Below are 22,253 nucleotides of genomic sequence, written 5' to 3'. Positions count from 1 at the left end.
TTGAGGGACAGGGATGATCAAGCGCCTGCTGAAAAGTGACGGAGTACGGGCTTTCGCCTGCTGGCTGGGGGCGCAGTACGTGCGGCTGGTCTGGTATACCGGCCACTGGACGGTGGAGAATGACGCCCTGCCGCGCCGGATGTGGGCAGAAGGCAAGCCGTTTATTCTGTCGTTCTGGCATGGGAATCTGTTGATGATGCCCTATTGCTGGGACCGCTCGAAGAAAATGCACATGCTGATTTCTCAGCACCGGGACGGACAGATTATTGCCCGTCTTATCGGTCATTTTGGTCTGGGGGCGGCTGCAGGCAGTTCCAATAAGGGTGGGGCGGGGGCCCTGCGGCAGATGCTGAAGGCCTTGAAGGCCGGGGAATATGTCGGGATTACCCCTGATGGCCCCCGGGGGCCGCGTATGCGGGCCAGCGACGGGATCGTCTCGATGGCCCGTCTGGCCGGGGTGCCTATTCTTCCCTGCGCCTATTCTTCCCGTGGTCGCAGGCAGTTGCGGTCCTGGGACCGTTTTCAGGTGGCGTTTCCGTTTTCTTCCGGGGTGATTCTCTGGGGGGAGCCGATTATGGTCGATCCGGGTCTCGATGCGGCCGGTATTGAAGCCAAGCGGCTGGAAATTGAAACGGCCATGACCGCGCTGGCCCATCAGGCCGAGGCCCGCATGGGGCATCTCCCCACCCAGCCGGAGCCGCCGGGACCACCGCGCACCAAAAGTAAAAAGGCCCCGTCATGATTGGCGCCGCGTATCGCGGACTGGTCATGCTGGGGACACCGCTGCTGGAGCTATGGCTGCGGCGGCGGCAGGCACAGGGGAAAGAGGATCCTCGGCGCTGGCGGGAGCGGCGGGGCTTTGCCGGGCTGTCACGCCCGTCAGGCCGGGTGCTGTGGGTGCATGGGGCCAGTGTCGGTGAGTCTCTGTCGATTCTGCCGCTGCTGTCGCGGCTGGGGCAGGTCTGCCCCGGCTGGGCGGTGGTCCTGACCACCGGGACAGTGACCTCGGCGGCGTTGCTGGCTGACCGTCTGGCGGCTGATCCGGCCCTGGCTCATGTCTGTCATCAGTATGTGCCGGTTGATCATCCTCTGTGGGTACGACGTTTTCTCAATCATTGGCGGCCTGACGCGGCCCTGTGGCTGGAAAGTGAACTGTGGCCGACGCTGATTCATGCGCTGGGCCGCCGCAAGGTGCCGCTGGTGCTGATCAATGGCCGGATGTCTGAGCGGTCATTCCGGCGATGGCAGAAGACGCCGGGATTTGCCCGGAGCCTTCTGGCACCCTTCACCCTGTGTCTGGGGCAGACAGAGGGGGATGCCGACCGTCTGCGCGCCCTTGGGGCGCGGCAGGCCCGCTGTGTTGGCAATATCAAGATGGCGACCCCGGCTTTGCCGGCAGATCCGGCAGCGCTGGCAGCCCTGCGGACGGCGATCGGGGGACGGCCCTGCTGGCTGGCAGCCTCCACCCATGCAGGGGAGGAGGCCGTGGCTTTTGCTGTGCATCAGGCTCTGTCTGCTGAGCTGCCGGGACTGTTGACGCTGATTGCCCCCCGCCATCCCCAGCGGGCAGAAGAGATTATTGCTGCTTTGCAAGGGGCCCGGTTGACCCGACGGGCCCAGGCCGGGGCTGCCGCAACTCTGCCGGATGCGGAGACCGGGGTATATCTGGCTGATACTATGGGTGAATTGGGGGTTCTGTACCGATTGGCCCCGGTCTCCTTTATTGGCAAGTCGCTGGTGGGGCAAGGGGGCCAGAACCCGGTTGAGGCTGCCCGTCTGGGGACGGCTGTGGTGTTTGGCCCGCATATGCAGAATTTTCCCGAACTGGCACCACGCCTTCTGGCCTGTGGCGGGGCGATCAGCGTTGCTGATGATACCGCGCTGACGGAAACGGTCCGGGGTCTGTTGACCGACCCGGCCCTGCGGCAGGCTGTCGTTTCGGCCGGTCAGGCTTTTGCTACGGCAGAAGCCGATGTGCTTGACCGGGTGATAGCGGAGCTGTTGCCGGTCCTGCGGGAGGAAGTGCCATGAAGACGCCGTTCTGGTGGGGCGGTGACGGTCCGTTACCCCGTTTGCTCGATCCGCTGGGGGCGCTTTACGGCGCGGCAACCACATGGCGGCTGTCCCGCGGGACACCGTGGAAGGCCCCGGTTCCGGTGGTCTGCGTCGGCAACGTGACGGCAGGGGGGGCGGGGAAGACCCCGGTGTGTCTCGACCTGCTGCGCCGCCTGCCGGGGGTGCATGGTCTGCTGCGTGGGTATGGCGGTGATGAGACCGGCCCGCTGCGGGTCAATCCGGCGACCCATGGGTATCAGCAGGTCGGGGATGAGTCGCTGTTGCTGGCGCAGGCCGCACCGACGTGGATTGCCCGTGACCGCGCTGCTGGGGCACAGGCGATTGTGGCCGCCGGGGCGCGGGGAATCATCATGGATGATGGCCTGCAGAATCCGTCCCTGCACAAGGATCTGTCCCTGCTGGTTGTCGATGGCGGTTTCGGCTTTGGTAACCGTCGGGTCATTCCCGCTGGACCGCTGCGCGAGCCGTTGCGCCGGGTTTGGGACCGGGTTTCGGCGGTGGTGATCGTCGGGGACGATACTGCCGGTGTCGCCCGCCGGGTTCCGTCCGGTCTGCCGGTGCTGCGGGCGCAGGTGGTGCCGGATGTGTCGGCACTGGCGTTGCGCGGTCAGCGGGTGGTGGCTTTTGCCGGTATCGGTCGCCCCGAGAAGTTTTTTGTTACCCTGCGCCGTCTGGGGGCGGAGGTGGTGGCGATTCACCCCTTTGCGGATCACTACCCCTACGCCCCGGCTGATGTGCAGCCGATTCTTGATGAGGCCTATCAACTGGGGGCAATCCCGGTGACGACCGCGAAAGACTCGGTGCGTCTGCCCCCAGATCAGCGGGGACAGGTTAATGTGTTGTCCATCGGTCTGGCGTGGGAAGATGAGGCAGCGCTGACGGCGGTTCTGTCACGTGCCTTTGCATCGGCCCTGCCATCATGGTAGAGGCTGAGGGGAACAGCGTGTTTTTTGTGCTGACAGTGTGTCCGGAACCCCATGACTGAGACCCCGACCATCTCTTTTCGCCATCGTGTTGAAGCGTTTGCCGTCAACAGTCTGTGGCGGCTGTTCGCGGCCATGCCGGTTGATACGGCCTCCAATATCGGGGCTGCCGTGATGACGCGGGTGGGGCCGATGCTGAAACAGCACCGGATCGCCCGCCGGAATCTGGAGCGGGCCTTTCCGGAGAAAACCCCGGAAGAGATCGGCAGTCTCCTGCACCAGATGTGGGACAATCTGGGGCGCTCGGCGGCGGAAATGCCGAGCATGGACCGGATCCTTGATCCGGCCAGTGGCCGGGTGATCGTGCATGGGCAGGAGCATCTTGATGCCCTGCGGGATGATGGTCTGCCCGGAATCATGGTGTCAGGCCATCTCGCCAACTGGGAGATTTCTCCCCTTGCTGTGGCCCGTCAAGGGGTGCCGCTGCATCTGTTTTTCCGGGCCCCCAATAATCCGCTGGTTGCCCCGCTGTATGATAAGGTCCGGGCTCTGGCGAAAGGGGAGCTTCTTCCGAAAGGGCGGGATGGCGCCCGCCGGGCTCTGAAGCTGCTGAAGAACGGGGATCATCTGGGGATGCTGGTCGATCAGAAAATGAACGACGGGATTCCGGTGCCGTTTTTTGGCCGGATGGCGATGACGGCCCCGGCGGCGGCGGCGCTGGCCCTACGTTTCAAGTGCCCGATTGTACCGACGCAGGTGGTCCGGACCGGGCCGGGACGGTTCACGGTGACGGTCCATAATCCGCTTCTGCCCGATGATCTGTTGGGCAGCCATGACTCTGAAGCCGATATCATGACCCGGATCAATCAGCTGCTTGAAAGCTGGATCCGGGAGAATCCGGCGCAATGGCTGTGGGTGCACCGTCGCTGGCCGGACTGAGAAAAAAGAAGGGCCGATGTTTCCCGTGAAACAACCGGCCCTTTTTCTTTATCCGCGGGATGGCACCATCACCGTGGCCTCGCCGTCGATCACCACCTTACCCTTCACCAGACACTGGGTGCGGAACAGGCAGAACTTTTTGTCCGCCACGGTGCCGATGCATTCAACCCGGGCGGTGACGGTATCGCCGATCCGCACCGGCGCCTTGAACTTCAGGGACTGGCTGACATAGATGCAGCCCGGCCCCGGCAGCTTGGTGCCGAACACGGTGGAAATGAACCCGGCAGACAGCATGCCGTGGGCGATGCGGGTCTTGAACAGGGTGGTTTCCGCAAACTCCTGATTCAGATGCACCGGATTGGTGTCCCCGGAGACACCGGAGAACAGGATGATGTCCGTCTCGGTGACGGTCTTGGCGTAGGTCGCGCTCATCCCTTCTTTGATGTCTTCGAAATAAAACAGGATCGGGCTGTCGGTGGTCATCGGGGTCTTCTCCGTTGGGGCAAAAGCCGTATCAGCATCAGGAGTATAAGAACCCCCTGCCGAACACGGTAGGGAAGAAAGCGTGACCGCAGGGTGCTGTCGCCGTATGGTTCGGGGCAGAAACCGGGTCACACTGCTTGAAAGGACTATTGAGGATGCAGCGCGTGGGAATGGGTAAGCGGGGTGTCTGCCTGCTGGTCTGTGCCGTCGGGGCGCTTCTGGTCGCAGGGTGTTCCGCCAAGCCGGACTGGAGCAAGCCGGGCGTACCGACCAAGAAGGTCACGGAAGACTGGAATTACTGCCGTGCCGACGCCAATGAAACCGCCGGAGTCCGCTCCTATGACGGGGACGGTGGCGGGGCCCTGCAGATGACCACCATCGAGGCAAAAAAGCGCAAAGAGGCCTATGACCGTGCGCTGGAAAGCTGCATGACCGGTCAGGGATACCGGCGGACCCGGTGATGGGCCGGGGCCGGGGCGGCTTCTGCCGCCCCGGGTTTCGGCGTCAGGCTGCGGCCTGACGGGTATCCAGCAGGCTGACGATATCGGCCATAATGCCGGTCAGGTCATAATCTTTCGGGGTGTATACCCGGGCGACACCGGCATCCAGCAGCAGGCGCTCGTCTTCCGGCGGAATGATGCCGCCGACGATCACCGGAATATCATCCAGCCCGTTGGCCTTCATCCGTTCCAGCACTTCGGTCACCAGCGGCACGTGCGATCCGGACAGAATTGACAGGCCGACGACGTGCACACTTTCTTCCAGTGCAGCGTTGACGATCTGAGCCGGAGTCAGGCGGATCCCCTCATAAACCACTTCCATCCCGGCATCACGGGCGCGCACCGCGACCTGTTCTGCCCCGTTGGAATGGCCGTCCAGCCCCGGCTTGCCGACCAGCATTTTGATCCGCCGCCCGAGGCGGGCCGAAACGGCATCAACGTGGGTGCGGACATCGGCAAGGCGACCGGTCTTCTCTTCGCTGGCGGCCCGGCCAACCCCGGTCGGGGCCCGGTATTCGCCGAACACCTGACGCAGCACGTCAGACCATTCCCCGGTGGTGACCCCGGCATGGGCGCAGGCGATGGAGGGTTCCATCACATTACGGCCTTCCTGCAGGGCGGAGCGCAGACCGGCCAGCGCCGACTCGACAGCCTTGGAGTCGCGGCTGGCCCGCCAGGCTTTCAGGGCCTCGATCTGTTCGTTTTCCACCTTCGGGTCAACGGTCATGATCGCGCCGTCTCCGGCGGTCAGCGGGCTGGGGGCCCCTTCAGTGAACTTATTGACGCCGACCACGATCTGCTCGCCCGATTCGATCGCTTTCAGGCGGCGGGTGTTCGATTCGACCAGCTTCTGCTTCATGTAGCTGGAGTCGATGGCAGCCACCGCCCCGCCCATGGCATCGATCCGGGCCAGTTCCTCACGCGCCTGCGCCTTCAGGGCTTCCACCTTTTCGGTGATCGCGTGGGATCCGTCGAAGATATCGGCATATTCCAGAAGGTCGGTTTCATAGGCGACGATCTGCTGCAGACGGAGGGACCATTGCTGATCCCACGGACGCGGCAGGCCGAGGGCTTCGTTCCAGGCGGGCAGCTGCACGGCGCGGGCGCGGGCGTTTTTCGACAGGGTGACCGCCAGCATTTCCAGCAGGATGCGGTAAACGTTGTTTTCCGGCTGCGGTTCGGTCAGGCCAAGGCTGTTGACCTGTACGCCATAGCGGAAGCGGCGGAATTTTTCGTCGGCAACGCCGTAGCGGTCGCGGGTGATCTCATCCCACAGCTCAGTGAACGCCCGCATCTTGCAGAGTTCGGTGACAAAGCGGATTCCGGCGTTGACGAAAAAGCTGATCCGGCCGACGACCTGCCCGAAATCGGCGTCCGGCACCTGCCCCCCGGCTTTGACGGTATCCAGCACGGCGATGGAGGTGGCCAGCGCGAAGGCCAGTTCCTGCTCCGGGGTCGCTCCGGCTTCCTGCAGGTGATAGGAGCAGACGTTCATCGGGTTCCACTTGGGAACTTCTTTGTAGGTAAAGGCGATGACGTCGTTGATCAGCCGCAGGCTCGGCTGCGGCGGGAAAATGTAGGTCCCGCGCGACAGGTATTCCTTGATGATGTCGTTCTGGGTGGTGCCCGACAGGGTATCACGGGCCGCGCCCTGCCGTTCAGCGGCGGCAATGTACAGCGACAGCAGCCACGCCGCCGGGGCGTTGATGGTCATTGAGGTGTTCATCTTATCGAGGGGGATCCCCTCGAACAGGGCCATCATGTCCCCCAGATGTCCGACCGGCACCCCGACCTTGCCGACTTCGCCGCGGGCGAGAACATGGTCGGAGTCATACCCGGTCTGTGTCGGCAGATCGAAGGCCACCGACAGGCCGGTCTGGCCCCGCGAAAGATTCGTTCGGAAGAGATGGTTGGTCTCCCGCGCCGAGGAATGCCCCGAATAAGTGCGGAAAAGCCAGGGTTTGTCCCGGTTTTGCGCTGCGGAAGAGGCGGCGGAAACGGGCTTCTCGGACATCGGTTTCTCCATCATCACGCGTTTTTTAGACGGGGAACAGCCTCTGAGTGGCGTAAAACGCGAACAATTATTACTTTTGGGAACATCCCTAAGAAAGAAACTATCATTTTGTGCATTGCGAAGGAAGTCACAAAACGGTAGAAGCGAAGAAAGGGCGCACCAACACCTCCCCGGAACCGACCGCTCCAACTGGCTGTGTCTCCGGGTCCTGAACGCAGACGCCAGACCGAATCGCAACCGTTCCCGCCCGCTGTGCGGCGCTGTCAGCGCCCGGCGCGCAGATCGAGAAACAAGGGAGTTCCACGTCATGACCGAAGCCGCTCAGGTGATCGAGCTGTTCCCCGGCCAGCAGAAGAAAGACCTGTATGAACTGGGCGAGCTGCCGCCCCTCGGCCATGTGCCGAAAAACATGTACGCCTGGGCGATCCGCCGGGAACGCCATGGCGATCCCGAGCAGTCTTTCCTGATCGAAGTGGTTGACACCCCGGTTCTGGATTCGCACGAAGTGCTGATCATGGTGATGGCGGCGGGTGTCAATTACAACGGCGTCTGGGCCGGTCTGGGCAAGCCGATCAGCCCGTTTGACGTCCACAAGGCCGACTATCACATTGCCGGGTCTGATGCCTCGGGCATTGTCTGGGCTGTCGGCTCCAAGGTGAAGCGCTGGAAAGTCGGGGATGAAGTGGTGGTCCACTGCAACCAGACTGATGGCGAAGACGACGAATGTAACGGCGGCGATCCGATGTTCTCGCCCAGCCAGCGGATCTGGGGTTATGAGACTCCCGACGGCTCCTTCGCCCAGTTCACCCGCGTGCAGGCCCAGCAGGTGATGCCGAAGCCGAAGCACCTGACATGGGAAGAAGCCGCCTGCTACACCCTGACGCTGGCCACCGCCTACCGCATGCTGTTCGGCCACCGTCCGCACATCATCCGCCCGGGTCACAATGTGCTGGTGTGGGGGGCTTCCGGTGGCCTGGGGTCGATGGCGGTGCAGCTGTGCGCCACGGTCGGGGCCAATGCCATCGGCATCATCTCTGATGAAACCAAGCGCGATTTCGTGATGAGCCTTGGTGCCAAGGCGGTTCTGAACCGCAATGACTTCAAGTGCTGGGGTCAGCTGCCGAAGGTTAACGGCGAAGGCTTTTCTGAATACATGGGCGAAGTCCGTAAGTTCGGGAAGGCAATCTGGGACATCACCGGCAAGGGCAAGGACGTCGATATCGTCTTTGAACATCCGGGCGAACAGACCTTCCCGGTGTCATGCAACGTGGTGAAGCGCGGCGGCATGGTGGTGTTCTGTGCCGGGACCACCGGCTTTAACCTGACCTTCGACGCCCGTTTCGTGTGGATGCGGCAGAAGCGTATTCAGGGCAGCCATTTCGCCCATGCCAAGGAAGCCAATCAGGCCAACCAGCTGGTGATTGAGCGCCGGATCGACCCGTGCATGTCGGAAGTGTTCTCGTGGGATGATATTCCGAAGGCTCACACCAAGATGCTGCGCAACCAGCACAAGCCCGGCAACATGGCGGTGATGGTGCAGGCCGTGAAGCCGGGCCGCCGTACGCTTGAAGACAGCCTCGACGCCTGAGTCCGCTGATATCCCCGGGCCGGGGGCCTGCCCCGGTCCGGTGTCCTCTGTATTTTCCAGTCTCCCACATCCTCCGGTCCTTTGGGGAGTTGCCGATCATGTCCGCCATGGGCAAGCCGCTGATTATTTCTGACCTTCTGTACACCTGCGAACGGGCCTGTGAACTGGCCCGCGATGTGCGCAAGACCCTGCACACCGCTGTCCTGAAGCTGGTGGCCCCGGAAGGGAAAATTGACAGCCTGCTGTTTGAGCAGAACCAGCACGCCGCCCACGGCTATGCCTGGTACACCACCTATGTGGCGGCGCTGGAGCAGATGCTGAACTGGGGGCGCCGTCTGGATGCTTCCGGGCGGTTCGGCGAACTGGAACAGCTGATTCTGCAGGCGGCTTATTCCGAGTACCTGCACCAGATTTACGGCGGTCTGCCGATGAGTCAGGGCGAGTTCGTCCGGCTGGCCGACTTCGGGATCGAGGTGCGTCAGCGCCAGCTGATGCAGTCCCCGTACACCACCCTGCTGCGTGAGCACGGTTTCACCGCGGCCTGTAAGAAGCGTATCGCCGAGCTGGTGCGCGACGGTCACTTCGGGGATCCGGCACTGGATGACGAAACCCTGCAGGTGATCCGCGATCAGTTCCGTCGCTTTGTTGAGGAGCAGGTGGTTCCGCACTGTCACGACTGGCATCTGAAGGACGAGCTGATCCCGCTGGAGATCGTCGAACAGATGGCCGAGATGGGCGTCTTCGGCCTGACCATCCCCGAAGAATTCGGTGGGTTGGGGATGGGCAAGATGGCGATGTGTCTGGTGACGGAAGAACTGTCACGCGGGTATATCGGTGTCGGCTCTCTTGGCACCCGTTCCGAAATCGCCGGAGAGCTGATCCGTCTGGGGGGCACCGAAGCCCAGAAGCAGAAATATCTGCCCAAGATCGCCAGTGGCGAGATTCTGCCGACAGCGGTGTTTACCGAACCGAATACCGGGTCTGATCTCGCCAGCCTGCGGACCCGTGCCGTCAGGCAGGGCGACCAGTATGTGGTGACCGGCAACAAAACCTGGATCACCCATGCCAGCCGGTCGGATCTGATGACCCTGCTGACCCGGACCAACCCTGATGAATCCGGGTATAAGGGGCTGTCGATGCTGCTGGCCGAAAAGCCGCGTGGCACCGATGAGAACCCGTTCCCGGCGGAAGGGATGACCGGCGGCGAGATCAAGGTCCTCGGTTACCGGGGCATGAAAGAATATGAGCTGTCCTTCGACGGCTTCACCGTCCCGGCGGAAAATCTGCTGGGCGGCGCCGAGGGGCAGGGCTTCAAGCAGCTGATGGAAACCTTCGAGTCGGCCCGTATTCAGACGGCGGCCCGCGCTGTCGGTGTGGCCCAGAATGCGCTGGAAATCGGTCTGCGGTACGCGCAGGAGCGGATCCAGTTCGGCAAGCCGCTGTTTGATTTCCCCCGCGTGCACCAGAAGATTGCCTGGGCGGTGGTGGAAACCATGGTCGCCCGCCAGCTGACATGGTTCGCCGGGCGGGAGAAGGATGCCGATATCCGCTGCGACATCGAAGCCGGGATGGCCAAGCTGCTGGCGGCCCGTGTCGCCTGGTCGAATGCCGATAACGCCCTGCAGATCCATGGCGGCAACGGCTACGCCGAGGAATATCAGATCAGCCGGGTGCTGTGTGATTCCCGTATCCTCAACATCTTTGAAGGGGCGGCGGAAATTCAGGCGCAGGTGGTGGCCCGTGGCCTGCTGAGCCGCTGAGACACCCTGCCGGGACTGTTCCCGGTGGCGCCCTGCCGTCTGCGCCGATAAGGCTGCGGGCAGGGCGCGACGCACCGCCGGGAACATTGGGGGCACCGCTGATTGGCCGCAGCGGTGCCCCTTGTTTTTTGGCGGAAATATGTTTTCGCGAAACAATTTCTTGACCCGGGCGCATCCGCTCCCCACCTTAACCCGGATGGGGATTGCCGCCGCCCCGGAGTCCGGTGGCGCACACCGTGAGGAGACTGCCTGCCGATGCGCCGTGCCGTTCTGACCTTTCTCAAGACCGAAGCCGGGGGCGGTGCCCTGCTGGCACTGGCCGCCATTGTGGCCCTGATCGTTGCCAATACCGCCGCCGGGCCGCTCTATGCTGCGGCTCTGAAAACACCGCTGACGCTGGACCTTGGGGTCTGGAAGATCGAGGCAACGGCAAAGGACTGGGTGAAAGACGGCCTGATGGCGGTGTTCTTCTACGTTGTCGGTCTTGAACTGAAGCGGGAACTGACACTGGGGGAACTGTCGGACCCTAAAACTGTCCTGTTGCCGGTGGCAGCGGCTTTTGGCGGGGCGGTGATGCCGGTGGTGCTATACAGCCTGCTGGCCGGATCCGTTGACCCGCGTGGCTGGCCGGTGCCGGTGGCGACGGACATCGCCTTTGCGCTGGCGGCCTTGGCGGTGCTGGCACCGGGGATTGATACCCGGGTTCGGCTGTTTCTGCTGACACTGGCGGTCGTCGATGACCTGATGGCGATTGTGCTGATCGGGGTGCTGTTCACCCATGGTCTGGCTGTGACCCCGCTGCTGATTGCCCTTGCCCTGCTGGTCGTGACGTTTCTGCTCAGTCAGCGGGCCCCCTTGCCGGTGTGGGTTTATCCGGTGATCGGTCTGGTGACGTGGGCACTGTCGAAGGAAGCCGGGGTGCATACCTCCGTGATGGCGGTGGCGGCGGCGATGGTGGTGCCATCCACGGCTGTCGGGCGATCCACCCGTCTGGAACAGCTGGAACACGCCCTGCATCCGGTGTCGGCCTACGGCGTACTGCCGGTGTTTGCCTTCTGTGCTGCCGGGGTTTCATTCGCCGGGCTTGATCCGGTGCAGATGCTGGGCGGCGTCTCGGCCGGTGTGGCGTTGGGGCTGGCATTGGGCAAGCCGGTCGGCGTGGTGCTGACCACAGTGCTGGTGGCCCGTTTGGCCCGCACGCCGTTGCCGTTTTCGACCGGCAATCTGGTCAGCGTCGGCTGTCTGTGCGGCATCGGCTTCACCATGAGCCTGTTTATCGGCGGTCTGGCCTTCGCCGGAGATGACGCCGCCGAGTCGGCAGCCCGTCTGGGGGTATTGAGTGGATCGGTTCTTTCTCTGCTGCTGGCGGCAGCCGCATTCCGGCTGACACCGCAGCAGCGGGCGGATTAACCGCTCGCAAGGGGGGCGGGGAGACCGCCGGTAACCTCAAGAAGATCCTGCGGCGCGGCCTGAATCTGCAGGCCGCGCTGCCCGCCGTTGATGACGATGAAGGGAAAGAGCAGGGCGGAGCCATCAAAAAACGTCCGCAGCCGCTTCTTCTGCCCCAGCGGAGAAATGCCGCCGATCCTGTAGCCGGACAGGCGTTCGGCGTCAGGCCCTTTCATCATACTGACGGCTTTCTTACCGGCAGCCTGCGCCAGTGCTTTCAGGTTCAGCTCACGGTCTGAGGGGACGACGGCAATCAGGGCCTCGTCCCCCGCCGTTGTCATCAGGGTCTTGAACACCTGTGACGGTGGCAGCCCCAGCGACTCCGCCGCATGCAGCCCGATAGAGGCGGCGTCCGGGTCATAGGGGTATTCCAGAAGCTGATAGGGCTTTTTGGCCCGGTCCATGGCCATGGTGGCGGTGGTCTTTTTCGCCATCGTCAGATTTTCCTCAGTCCCAGCCGGATTTGTTCTGACGCAGGGATTTGACCGCCCCGCGTTTGCCCTTCGAGGTCAGCCGTCGTTCCTGCGACCCTTTGGTCGGTTTGGTCGGGCGGCGCTTCGGCGGTGGCGGTTTGGCGGCTTCGCGGATCAGCTCCAGCAGCTTTTCCAGCGCTGCGGCACGGTTCCGCTCCTGACTGCGGAACTCCTGCGCGGTGATGATCAGCACCCCGTCCAGCGTCATCCGTCGTCCGGCCAGCTGCTTCAGGCGGGCCCGCACCGGCTCCGGCAGACTGGGCGAGGCCAGCACGTTGAACCGAAGCTGGACGGCGGTTTCCACCTTGTTGACATTCTGCCCGCCGGGGCCGGAGGAGCGGGCAAAGGTTTCCTCCAGCTCATCTTCGTGCAGGCTGATGGTGCGGGTGACGGGGATCATCAGGTGTCGCTGACCCCGGCTTCGGCGAAGGTGGCCATTCCGGCATGGCAGGCCGCCGCCGCCCGCAGGATCGGGACTGCGGTGACCGCACCCGATGCTTCCCCCAGCCGCAGGTCGAGATCCAGCAGGGCCTTTTGCCCAAGTCTGTCCAGCATCCGGCGGTGTCCGGGTTCCTGCGAGGCGTGGCCGACCACACAATGGTCCAGTGCGCCGGGGGCGATGGCCTGCAGGACCGCAGCCGAAGCGGTACAGATAAATCCGTCCAGCACCACCGGCACCCGGTTCAGGCGGGCGCCAAAGACAGCCCCGGCCATTGCTGCCAGTTCGCGCCCCCCCAGACGGCGCAGCAGATCCAGTGCATCGGTTGCTTCCGGCAGGTGGCGAGCCACACCGGCCGCCACCACTTCGGCTTTGCGGCTGAGGGCGGCACCATGCACGCCGGTACCGGGGCCGGTCCAGTCTTCTGCCGTACCGCCGAACAGCGCCAGCGCCAGCGCGGCGGCGGCGGTGGTGTTGGCGATGCCCATCTCGCCCAGACACAGCAGGTCCGCCGGGCGCAGGCCCTGTTCAACTCCGGCGCGGAAGGCGGCGAGGAACTCAGCGTCCGTCATTGCCGGTGCCTGCGTGAAGTCTGCGGTCGGCGTGTCGAGATCCAGCGCGACCACCTCCAGCGCCACACCATTGGCCCGGCACAGCTGATTCACCGCCGCCCCACCGCGTTCAAAGTTCAGCACCATCTGCAGGGTGACGGCGGCAGGGAAGGCGGAAACGCCCAGCGCGGCGACGCCGTGGTTACCGGCAAAGACCACACAGCGGGGGGTTTCCACCTGTGGCGGATGTTGCCCCTGCCAGCCCGCCAGCCACAGGGCCAGCGTTTCCAGACGGCCCAGCGCACCGGGCGGCTTGGTCAGGGTCGGCTCCCGGGCGGTGGCTGCGGCCTGTGCCGTCAGGTCCGGGCCCGGCAGGGCCCGCAGCAGAGCGCGGATCGCATCCAGAGAAGTCAGGCCGGACAGAACGTCGGCGGAGGAAACGGGCGCGGTCAGCGTCGTCATGCTTGCACCTGCGGCAGGGACGGGAAAGGATGTGCCGTCTGTTTACACCCCCGGCGCGGCGGGCGCCATTGCCGCCGGGGAAAAAACACCGGGGAATTGTTCCGATGACCCCTTTCGTCCGGCAGGCGGTTGATACCCTGCATCTGGCTTTTGTATTTTTGACCCGGCTGCCCTTGCCCCGCCTGCGGGAGCCGGTGGCGCCGGTCGGTCTGGCCCTGTGGGCGGCCCCGCTGGTCGGTGTGGTCATTGGGGCTGGCATGGCAGTGGTCTGGACCGTTGCACATGCGGTCGGTCTGACGGCGCCGGTGGCGGCCGGTCTGGCCCTCGGCACTGGCCTGCTGCTGACCGGCGGATTGCATGAAGACGGTCTGGCTGATGTGGCCGATGGCTTCTGGGGCAGTCATCGCCGGGAGCGGCGGCTTGAAATCCTGCGGGATTCGCGGCTGGGGACGTATGGGGCGTTGGCTTTGATCCTGATTCTGGGGCTACGCTGGGCGGCCCTCTCCGGCGCCTCGGTCCCCGATGGGGCGCTGGCGTTGCTGGTGGCACCGGCACTGGGGCGGGCCACTCTGCCCCTGACGCTGGCGCTGCTGCCTCCGGCCCGGTCTGACGGTCTGGGGGCCGGTGCCGGAAAGATGCCCGGCTGGGGAGTGCTGGTGGCATGGGCGCTGGCTGCCGGGATCGCGATGACCGCGACAGGGGGGAGCGGATTGCAGGCGGCAACGGCTGCCGGTGTTCTCGTGTTGGGCTGGAGCTGGCTGGCATGGCGGAAAATCGGTGGTCAGACCGGGGATGTTCTTGGGGCCGGGGCCGCACTGGCGGAAACCCTGTGCCTGATCTGGCTGGTAGCCTCAGGTCATTAAAAGGGAAGAGGGTGTGAGATGAGCAGCGCCACTTTTACAGGGACCCGCTTCTGGTGGATCCGTCATGCCCCAGTACCGGTGCCACGCGGCACGCTGGTCGGGCGGGCTGACCGCCCCTGTGACCTGACCGATACCGTCCGTCTGGCCGCCCTGCGCCAGCGGATACCGGAGAGGGCGGTTCTGGTCTCCAGCCCGCTGCTGCGGGCCCGGTCAACCGCAGAAGCACTCTGGGGCCGTGTCCCGGACCGGCTGATTGATGACCTGATGGAGCAGGATTTCGGTGCGTGGGACGGCAAGCGCTGGGATGAGATCACCGAGCAGGCCGATACGCTGGGGTTCTGGCGGGATGCGGCGGCTACTGCGCCGCCGGGCGGAGAAAGTTTTGTCGCGCAGTGCCAACGGGTGGAACGGGCAATCGCCCTGCTGTGTCAGGCATATCCTGATACCGATCTGGCGGTGGTTGCCCACGCCGGTACTATCCGTGCCGCGCTGGCACTGGCCTTGGGGGTGGGGGCCGCCCCCGGCCCGGCCTTCAGCTTCGGGATGGATAACCTGACCCTGACCCGGATTGATGTTGGCCCCGGCGGCAGCCGGATCGTCTGCACCAACAGCCTGCCCTGATGGGGGATACCATGAGCAGCCTTCCGCCCCTGACCCTGATTCTTGGCGGGGCCCGTTCCGGCAAGTCCCGCCGGGCCGAAACCCTGATCGCTGCCGCGTTGACGCCAGAGACAGTTCCGCCAGTCTATATTGCCACCAGTCAGTGCTTTGATGCCGAAATGGCGGAGAGAATTGCGCTGCATCAGCAGCAGCGTGGGGCAGAGTGGGAAACAATTGAAGAGCCGCTGGACCTTGCCGGGGTTCTGGGGCGTGACTTCAGTGGCCGCCCGGTTCTGGTGGATTGTCTGACGCTGTGGCTGACCAACCATCTGCTGGCCGACCACGATCTTGAGGCCGAATCGGCGGCTCTGGTGGCGGCTCTGCAACGCTGTTCCGGGCCGGTGATCTGTGTCAGCAACGAGGTCGGGCTGGGGATCGTCCCGGACAATGCGCTGGCCCGGCGCTTCCGGGATGCCGCCGGGCGGCTGAATCAGGCCGTGGCAGCAGTGTCACAGCGCGTGGAATTTATCGCAGCCGGGTTGCCAATGGTTCTTAAATCACCCACTTTGGTGTCGCTCTGAGGTACTTGCTGCGCCGCAGCACCGATGTGTCGCTGTTATTCCCGTGAAGGAACCCTCCCCGATGAAGTCGCTGCATAAGATTCCCGCCACCGTCATCACCGGTTTCCTTGGGGCCGGGAAAACCACGCTGGTCCGGCACCTGATGGAAAACGCCGATGGCAAGCGGATCGCGCTGGTCATTAACGAGTTCGGCGATCTGGGGGTGGACCGTGACATTCTGGCAGCCTGCGGGGTGCCGGGCTGTGAAGAAGACAACATCATCGAACTGCCGAACGGCTGTATCTGCTGCACCGTTGCTGATGAATTCCTGCCGACCATGCAGGCCCTGATCAACCGGGCTGATCCGCCAGACCATATCGTGATCGAAACATCCGGTCTGGCCCTGCCGAAGCCGCTGGTTAAGGCCTTTAACTGGCCGGAAATCCGCTCCCGGGTGACGGTGGATGGTGTGGTGGCGGTGCTGGATGCCCCGGCGGTGGCGGAAGGTCGCTTTGCCGATGACCCCGACGCGGTGCAGGTGCAGCGCGAATCCGATGACTCGCTGGATCATGACAATCCGCTGGAGGAGGTCTACACCGACCAGATCCTGTGTGCTGACATGGTCCTGCTGAACAAGGCCGATCTGATTGATGAACCGGGTCTCGACACGGTGCTGAAGACCGTCACGGAACAGGTCCGTTCCGGGGTTAAGGTGGTGCCGACCCACCGCGGCCAGATGGATCCGCGGGTTCTGCTGGGGATGGGCGCGGCAGCTGAGGATGATCTGGAAAACCGGCCCTCGCACCATGAGACCGAAGAAGACCATGACCACGACGATTTCGAGTCGTTCCATGTCGATCTCGGGGCGGTGACGGATCTGGATGGTCTTGAAGCCCGTCTGCATACCGCGATCACCGAGCACAATATCCTGCGGATCAAAGGCTTCATTGATGTTCCGGGTAAGCCGATGCGCCATCTGGTGCAGGCGGTCGGGCCGCGCCTTGACCGCTACTATGACCGGGCGTGGAAGGCCGGGGAAGACCGCCGCAGCCGTCTGGTGGTGATCGGCCTGCATGGTCTGGACCGCGAGTCGATCACCGCCCGCATCCTCGGTACTGCCGCCTGATGCATCTGCTTGCCGCTACCCCCGGGGCCATCACCGACGGCACGGACGCGATCGACCTCGGGCAGACACCGGGTGATGTGGTCGTGCTGTCGGCTGCCGACAGTGACCTTGCCTGTCTGGCACAGGCGCAGGCCCGCCGTCTGGCGGAAGACCCCGCCGCGCCGGTGCTGCGCCTCGCCAGCCTTCTGGCGCTGGGCCATAACATGTCGGTTGATCTGTATGTTGATCAGATCATCAGTCAGGCCCGGTTGGTGGTGGTGCGGGTGATTGGCGGGCGTGGGTACTGGGCCTATGGGGTGGAGCAGGTCAGTCAGGAATGCCGTCGCCGCGGGATTCCCGTGGCGTTTGTGCCGGGTGATGATCAGCCGGACGCTGATCTGGCGGCTGCCGGATCTGTGCCCGCCGCCGCTGCCCATCGCCTGTGGCAGTATCTGGTGCAGGGTGGGGTCGAGAACGCTCACCGCTTTTTGTGTTACGCTGCCAGCCTGACCGGGCGGGCGGTGGAATGGACCGAACCGGCACCGTTGCCGCCTGCCGGGGTGTTCCCGGTCGAGATCCGTGACCGTTGGACCGATGGGGCACCGGTGGTGCCGCTGGTCTTTTACCGGGCGTTGGTTCATGCCGGAAACACCGCGCCGGTTCTGGCACTGGCCGAGGCTCTGCTGGAGCGCGGCCTCAATCCGCTGCCGGCCTTTGTCACCAGTCTGAAGGATTCTCTGGCCGCCGGGGTGCTGGAAAGCCTGTTGGCCGATCATCCGTCCTCGGTGATCCTGAATGGGACCGCCTTTGCCGTTGCCGCCCCCGGCGAAGCGCGGGACACACCGTTTTCCACCGCTGACTGCCCGGTACTGCAGGTGATTTTCTCCGGTGGCAGCGAAGCGGTGTGGCGGAAGGGCAGCAACGGCCTGATTGCCCGCGACATTGCCATGAATGTGGCCCTGCCGGAGGTGGACGGGCGGATACTCAGCCGGGCGGTGTCGTTTAAGGCGGCGTCGCGGCGGGATGAGGCGACGCAGTGCGATTTGCTGACCTACGCCCCGGTCCCGGACCGTATAGCGTTCGTTGCGGACCTGACGGCTAACTGGGCCCGGCTGCGCCATGCCGCCCCGGCGGACCGGCGGGTGGCTTTTGTCTTGGCCAATTACCCCAACCGTGATGGCCGGATTGGCAATGGTGTCGGTCTGGATACCCCGGCGGCGGTTGCCGGTATTCTGGCGGCTTTGCAGGGGGCCGGGTATCGGCTGCGGAATGTTCCCCTGACCGGGGCAGACCTGCTTGACCGTCTGCTGGCCGGGCCGACCAACGGCCAGCGTCATACCGGCGCCGGTGTGGAACTGGCGTTGCCGGAGTATATGCTGGCCTTTTCGGCTCTGCCGGACGCCGCCCGGCAGGCGATGCTGGACCGCTGGGGGCCGCCGGAGCGGGATCCGTGGTTCCGTCCGGGGGCTTTGTCCTGCGGTCATTTTGCCCTGCCTCTGCTGGATCTGGGCGGGGTCATGGTCGGGATTCAGCCGTCCCGTGGCGCGGATGTTGATCCGGTCGCCAGCTATCACGATCCGGCCCTGCCACCGCCGCACGGCTATCTGGCCTTCTATGTGTTCCTGCGGGAGCAGTTCAGGGCGCAGGCGGTGGTCCACGTTGGCAAGCATGGCACCCTGGAATGGCTGCCGGGAAAAGCAGTGGCACTGTCGGCGGACTGCTTCCCCGAAGCGGTGCTGGGGCCGCTGCCCCATCTGTATCCGTTTATTGTCAACGACCCGGGCGAAGGGACGCAGGCCAAGCGCCGTAGCAGTGCGGTGATTATCGACCATCTGACCCCGCCGCTGACCCGGGCTGAAAGCTATGGCCCGCTGAAGGATCTTGAGGCGCTGGTCGATGAATATTATGAGGCTGCCGGGGTTGATCCCCGTCGGCTGGCGATCCTGCGGGAAGAGATTCTCAGCCTGTCGAGGGTGCTGGGGCTGGACCGTGATCTTGGATTTGAAGGGGTTGAGGATGAGACCGAGGCCCTGGCCCGGCTCGACAATCACCTGTGCGACCTGAAGGAGCTGCAGATCCGGGATGGTCTGCATATTTTCGGCCAGTCACCGCAGGGTGATGCCCTGACGGATCTTCTGGTGGCGCTTGCCCGGGTCCCGGGGCAAAGCCCGGTGGGGGAAGCCCACCGCCCCGGACAGCAGAGTCTGCTGCGGGCGCTGGCGGCGGATCTCGATCTTGCCTTTGATCCGCTGGCGGCTGTGATGGCAGACCCATGGACCGGGCCACGCCCGACCGTCCTGCAGGCAGTCAGTGATGATCTGTGGCGCAGCACCGGTGATACGGTGGAGCGGCTGGAACTGCTGGCCCGGCAGGTGGTGTCCGGTGGGCAGGCCGCCCCCGGCCCGCAGTCGGCGGCCAGTGTGGCATGGATTATACAGACCCTGCGGCCGGTTGTAGCCGGATGCGGCCCGGCAGAAATGGCGGGTCTGCTGCGTGGGCTTGAGGGTCGTTTTGTCCCACCGGGGCCATCCGGGGCACCGACCCGGGGTCGTCCGGATGTTCTGCCGACGGGACGGAATTTCTTTTCGGTCGATACCCGTACGGTACCGACGCCCGCCGCATGGGCGCTGGGCTGGAAATCCGCCACCCTACTGCTGGAGCGTCATGCACAGGACCATGGGGAATGGCCGCAGGCGCTGGCGGTGACGGCCTGGGGCACCGCCAACATGCGCTCCGGCGGGGATGATCTGGCGCAGGCATTGGCCTTTCTTGGCGTCAAGCCGACGTGGGAAGCCGCCAGCCGTCGGGTTACCGGATTTGAGATTCTGCCGGTCAGCGTGCTGGACCGTCCCCGGGTCGATGTTACCCTGCGGGTATCCGGCTTCTTCCGTGATGCATTCCCCGCCCTGATTGATCTGTTTGACAGTGCGGTGCGGGCGGTGGCCGCGCTGGAGGAGCCTGCCGACGAAAATCCTTTGGCTGCCCGATACCGGGCTGACGTACACCGCTTGCAGGCCGAAGGGATGCCGGAGGAGCAGGCGGTCCGGCAGGCAGGGTTCCGGGTGTTCGGCGCGGCACCGGGGGCCTATGGGGCCGGGTTACAGACGCTGGTGGACGAGGGCCTGTGGGAAGACAGTGCCGATCTGGGCCGGGCCTATGTGCAGTGGGGGGGCTATGCCTATGGCAACGGCAGCCGGGGCGAGGCGGCCCACGGTCTGTTCCGCGACCGTCTGCGACAGGTTCAGGCCGTGGTGCAGAATCAGGACAACCGCGAGCATGACCTGCTCGACTCTGATGAATATTATCAGTTTGAAGGCGGTCTGGCGGCGGCGGTGGAACAGCTGAGCGGCCAGATGCCGGAAATCTATCACCCTGATCATTCCCGCCCGGAGACGCCGCGGATCGGTACCCTGCGGGAAGAAATCGCCCGGATTGTCCGGGGTCGTGCCGCCAACCCCAAATGGATTGCCGGGGCTATGCGTCATGGCTACAAGGGCGCGGCGGAAATGGCGGCGACGGTGGATTATCTGTTCGGCTTTGCCGCGACGGCCCGCTGTGTCGGCAACCACCATTTTGATGCCATTTTTGACGCCTATCTCGGGGACGAGGCCGTCCGGGCCTTTCTGGCTGAAGCCAATCCCCATGCCCTGCGGGAGATGGCGGCACGGTTTGATGAAGCGATCGACAGATCGCTGTGGACCCCGCGCCGCAACAGCACCCTCTCCGTACTCGACAGCCTGAGGACCGCCGCATGACAGATCTTGATGTGACCGCCGCCCCGTCTCCTGAGGCTGACGAGTCAGAGGATGACCGCCATAAACGTAAGATGGCCAAGAAAAAGGCTGTCCGAGACCGGATCATGACTGAGAAGCAGGTCGAAAAGGGCCTGATCATTGTCAATACCGGGGCAGGAAAGGGGAAGTCCTCCGCCGCTTTCGGGATGGCTCTGCGCTGTGTCGGCCATGGCTTCCGGGTCGGGATTGTTCAGTTCATCAAAGGGGCAATGCACACCGCAGAGCGTGATGTGCTGGCCCGGTTTGAGGATCTGGTGACCTTCCGCACCATGGGGGAAGGCTTTACGTGGGAAACGCAGGACCGAACCCGCGATATCGCCACGGCGGAGCGGGCCTGGGCCGAGGCCGAGGCAATGCTGACCAATCCTGATTTCCGGATGGTTATTCTTGACGAAATCAATATTGTCCTGCGCTACGAATATCTGACGCTGGACCGGGTGCTGACGGCTCTTGCGAACCGCCCGTCGATGCAGCATGTGGTGCTGACCGGGCGCAATGCGCTGCCGCCATTGGTCGAGGCTGCCGATCTGGTGACGGAAATGACACTGGTGAAGCACCCGTTCCGCAGCGGTGTGAAAGCCCAGCCGGGCGTGGAATTCTGAGTTTCTGGCGGGCCACTCTGCCCGTCTGCCACTGTGACCCCTGCCGGAGCCCGCCCCCCCTGCGTGGTGCCGGATGATCCCATGAAGGAGGGTGTATGCCGATGTTTGGTCTTGCTGGGCACCAGAATGAGCCCCTGTTCCGGGGTCTTCGGGCAAAAGGTGCCCGGTTGTTCGTCGTGGCGCTGCTGGCGGTCTCGGCCGTGCTGGCGCCGGGGCTGACCGGTCCGGCACGGGCTGATGACCTGTCTGACGCCCGTGCGGAAATCGCCAATGCTGTGGCAACGGTGGAAAGCGTCCGCAACGATGCCAATTTCACCAAAGATCTTGAGCCGTATCTGCAGCGTGCCCGCGCCGTGATGGTGATCCCGTCGTATTATAAAGGGGGGTTTATCATCGGCGGCTCTTATGGGGTTGGTCTGCTGATGGTGCGGGATGATCAGGGTAAGCTGACCCCACCGGCGTTCTATTCGGTGGTCGGTGGCAGCCTTGGCCTGCAGATCGGTGGGCAGCGGGCGCAGATGATCCTGATGATCATGACAGAAAACGGCCTGAACTCCGTTCTGTCTGATAATTTCAAGATGGGGGCTTCCGCCGGGGTGTCTTTTGCCAGCGTCGGAGCGAATATCGAAGCCTCGACCACCGCCAATCTTGATGCTGATATCATTGCCTTTGCCCATTCGCAGGGTGCGTATGGTGGCGGGGTGTTTGAAGGGGCAGGGCTGGTGTTCCGCGATTCGTGGAACCGGGCGGTCTATGGCCCCAATGCCAGCGCGAAGGCGATTCTGTTTGACCGCCGTTGGGTGCTGCCGGATGCCGATAACCTGCACCGGTCTCTGGGGGTCCAGTATTACCCGCCGCAGCGCAGCAACGCCCTGAACCCTGATGCCCCCCCGGCGCAGGAAGAGGTTCCGGCGTCGTCGTCTGGTTCTTCGTCCTCGTGGTCGTCTGGGTCGTCCGGCGGGTCATCCTCTGGCAGTTCGGCCCCGGCATCGGCTCCGGCTGCGTCGTCCCGTCCGTCCTCGGCTCCGGTCAAGCTGACCCCGGTGCAGAAGCAGGATCTGAACTGACCCGC

The 22,253-nt window shown here is 64.1% G+C and carries 20 protein-coding genes; 15 read left to right on the top strand and 5 right to left on the bottom strand.

Annotated features, from left to right (window positions below; translation table 11 throughout):
* The first annotated feature begins 13 nt into the window (after positions 1 to 13).
* Genes G365_RS0117340 through G365_RS0117325 form a run of 4 tightly spaced genes read left to right on the top strand, consistent with a single transcriptional unit; the run spans position 14 to position 3,938 of the window.
* Positions 14 to 742 (top strand): lysophospholipid acyltransferase family protein, encoded by a 729-nt coding sequence (locus G365_RS0117340; protein WP_019646810.1) that lies wholly within the window; start codon positions 14 to 16, stop codon positions 740 to 742.
* Positions 739 to 2,031, top strand: coding sequence for a 3-deoxy-D-manno-octulosonic acid transferase (locus G365_RS0117335; RefSeq protein ID WP_019646809.1), 1,293 nt, complete (start codon positions 739 to 741; stop codon positions 2,029 to 2,031). The genes G365_RS0117340 and G365_RS0117335 overlap by 4 nt, the downstream gene beginning before the upstream one ends.
* Positions 2,028 to 3,002 (top strand): tetraacyldisaccharide 4'-kinase, encoded by a 975-nt coding sequence (lpxK, locus tag G365_RS0117330; protein ID WP_019646808.1) that lies wholly within the window; start codon positions 2,028 to 2,030, stop codon positions 3,000 to 3,002. Before G365_RS0117335 ends, lpxK begins: the two co-directional genes overlap by 4 nt.
* Before the next feature lie 51 nt (positions 3,003 to 3,053).
* Positions 3,054 to 3,938: an LpxL/LpxP family acyltransferase gene (locus tag G365_RS0117325; protein ID WP_019646807.1), complete on the top strand. Its 885-nt coding sequence runs from the start codon at positions 3,054 to 3,056 to the stop codon at positions 3,936 to 3,938.
* A 48-nt stretch (positions 3,939 to 3,986) separates the two neighbouring features.
* On the opposite strand, the gene G365_RS0117320 is transcribed toward G365_RS0117325, so the two are convergent.
* A complete protein-coding gene (locus G365_RS0117320; protein ID WP_019646806.1) occupies positions 3,987 to 4,421 on the bottom strand; it encodes a MaoC family dehydratase in 435 nt (144 codons plus the stop codon).
* Positions 4,422 to 4,576: 155 nt separating this feature from the next.
* Between G365_RS0117320 and G365_RS0117315 the strand changes: the two genes are divergently transcribed.
* Complete coding sequence (locus tag G365_RS0117315; protein ID WP_019646805.1) at positions 4,577 to 4,882, top strand: hypothetical protein; 306 nt, start codon at positions 4,577 to 4,579, stop codon at positions 4,880 to 4,882.
* Between the two features lie 43 nt (positions 4,883 to 4,925).
* Here G365_RS0117315 and G365_RS0117310 read toward each other — a convergent pair whose 3' ends face one another.
* On the bottom strand, positions 4,926 to 6,935 hold the full coding sequence (locus tag G365_RS0117310; RefSeq protein ID WP_043742864.1) for a protein meaA: 2,010 nt from the start codon (positions 6,933 to 6,935) through the stop codon (positions 4,926 to 4,928).
* A 307-nt stretch (positions 6,936 to 7,242) separates the two neighbouring features.
* On the opposite strand from G365_RS0117310, the gene ccrA reads away from it, so the two are divergent.
* The 3 genes from ccrA (at position 7,243) to nhaA (ending at position 11,693) form a co-directional block, all read left to right on the top strand.
* Positions 7,243 to 8,523, top strand: a complete 1,281-nt coding sequence (gene ccrA / locus G365_RS0117305) for a crotonyl-CoA carboxylase/reductase (RefSeq protein WP_019646803.1) — start codon at positions 7,243 to 7,245, stop codon at positions 8,521 to 8,523.
* Positions 8,524 to 8,621: 98 nt separating this feature from the next.
* Positions 8,622 to 10,283 carry an acyl-CoA dehydrogenase family protein gene (locus G365_RS0117300; protein WP_019646802.1) on the top strand — a complete coding sequence of 554 codons (1,662 nt, stop codon included), beginning with the start codon at positions 8,622 to 8,624 and terminating at the stop codon, positions 10,281 to 10,283.
* Positions 10,284 to 10,538: 255 nt separating this feature from the next.
* Positions 10,539 to 11,693, top strand: a complete 1,155-nt coding sequence (nhaA, locus tag G365_RS0117295; protein WP_019646801.1) for a Na+/H+ antiporter NhaA — start codon at positions 10,539 to 10,541, stop codon at positions 11,691 to 11,693.
* Here the strand turns inward: nhaA and ybaK are convergent.
* From ybaK to cobT, 3 genes are read right to left on the bottom strand one after another with little or no spacing between them, the layout of a single operon-like run.
* Positions 11,690 to 12,166 carry a Cys-tRNA(Pro) deacylase gene (gene ybaK, locus G365_RS0117290; protein ID WP_019646800.1) on the bottom strand — a complete coding sequence of 159 codons (477 nt, stop codon included), beginning with the start codon at positions 12,164 to 12,166 and terminating at the stop codon, positions 11,690 to 11,692. The two genes, nhaA and ybaK, sit on opposite strands and share 4 nt — an antisense overlap.
* Positions 12,167 to 12,179: 13 nt before the next feature.
* Positions 12,180 to 12,605 carry an alternative ribosome rescue aminoacyl-tRNA hydrolase ArfB gene (gene arfB / locus G365_RS0117285; protein ID WP_019646799.1) on the bottom strand — a complete coding sequence of 142 codons (426 nt, stop codon included), beginning with the start codon at positions 12,603 to 12,605 and terminating at the stop codon, positions 12,180 to 12,182.
* On the bottom strand, positions 12,605 to 13,657 hold the full coding sequence (gene cobT / locus G365_RS0117280) for a nicotinate-nucleotide--dimethylbenzimidazole phosphoribosyltransferase (protein ID WP_019646798.1): 1,053 nt from the start codon (positions 13,655 to 13,657) through the stop codon (positions 12,605 to 12,607). The genes arfB and cobT overlap by 1 nt, the downstream gene beginning before the upstream one ends.
* 104 nt (positions 13,658 to 13,761) lie before the next feature.
* On the opposite strand from cobT, the gene cobS reads away from it, so the two are divergent.
* From cobS to G365_RS23220, 7 genes are all read left to right on the top strand, one after another.
* Positions 13,762 to 14,520, top strand: a complete 759-nt coding sequence (gene cobS, locus G365_RS0117275) for an adenosylcobinamide-GDP ribazoletransferase (protein WP_019646797.1) — start codon at positions 13,762 to 13,764, stop codon at positions 14,518 to 14,520.
* Between the two features lie 18 nt (positions 14,521 to 14,538).
* Complete coding sequence (locus G365_RS0117270; protein WP_019646796.1) at positions 14,539 to 15,141, top strand: histidine phosphatase family protein; 603 nt, start codon at positions 14,539 to 14,541, stop codon at positions 15,139 to 15,141.
* Between the two features lie 11 nt (positions 15,142 to 15,152).
* A complete protein-coding gene (cobU, locus tag G365_RS0117265) occupies positions 15,153 to 15,701 on the top strand; it encodes a bifunctional adenosylcobinamide kinase/adenosylcobinamide-phosphate guanylyltransferase (protein ID WP_211217700.1) in 549 nt (182 codons plus the stop codon).
* Between the two features lie 61 nt (positions 15,702 to 15,762).
* A complete protein-coding gene (gene cobW / locus G365_RS0117260) occupies positions 15,763 to 16,806 on the top strand; it encodes a cobalamin biosynthesis protein CobW (RefSeq protein ID WP_019646794.1) in 1,044 nt (347 codons plus the stop codon).
* On the top strand, positions 16,806 to 20,540 hold the full coding sequence (cobN, locus tag G365_RS0117255) for a cobaltochelatase subunit CobN (protein ID WP_019646793.1): 3,735 nt from the start codon (positions 16,806 to 16,808) through the stop codon (positions 20,538 to 20,540). Before cobW ends, cobN begins: the two co-directional genes overlap by 1 nt.
* Positions 20,537 to 21,181: a cob(I)yrinic acid a,c-diamide adenosyltransferase gene (gene cobO / locus G365_RS0117250; protein ID WP_019646792.1), complete on the top strand. Its 645-nt coding sequence runs from the start codon at positions 20,537 to 20,539 to the stop codon at positions 21,179 to 21,181. The genes cobN and cobO overlap by 4 nt, the downstream gene beginning before the upstream one ends.
* A 101-nt stretch (positions 21,182 to 21,282) precedes the next feature.
* A complete protein-coding gene (locus G365_RS23220; RefSeq protein ID WP_169545187.1) occupies positions 21,283 to 22,248 on the top strand; it encodes a lipid-binding SYLF domain-containing protein in 966 nt (321 codons plus the stop codon).
* Positions 22,249 to 22,253 lie beyond the last annotated feature (5 nt).

It is taken from the genome of Novispirillum itersonii subsp. itersonii ATCC 12639 (assembly GCF_000381985.1).
Classification (GTDB): domain Bacteria; phylum Pseudomonadota; class Alphaproteobacteria; order Rhodospirillales; family Rhodospirillaceae; genus Novispirillum; species Novispirillum itersonii.
The sequence above is the reverse complement of the archived record's forward strand: the minus strand, read 5'-3'. Positions and strand labels throughout refer to the sequence as shown.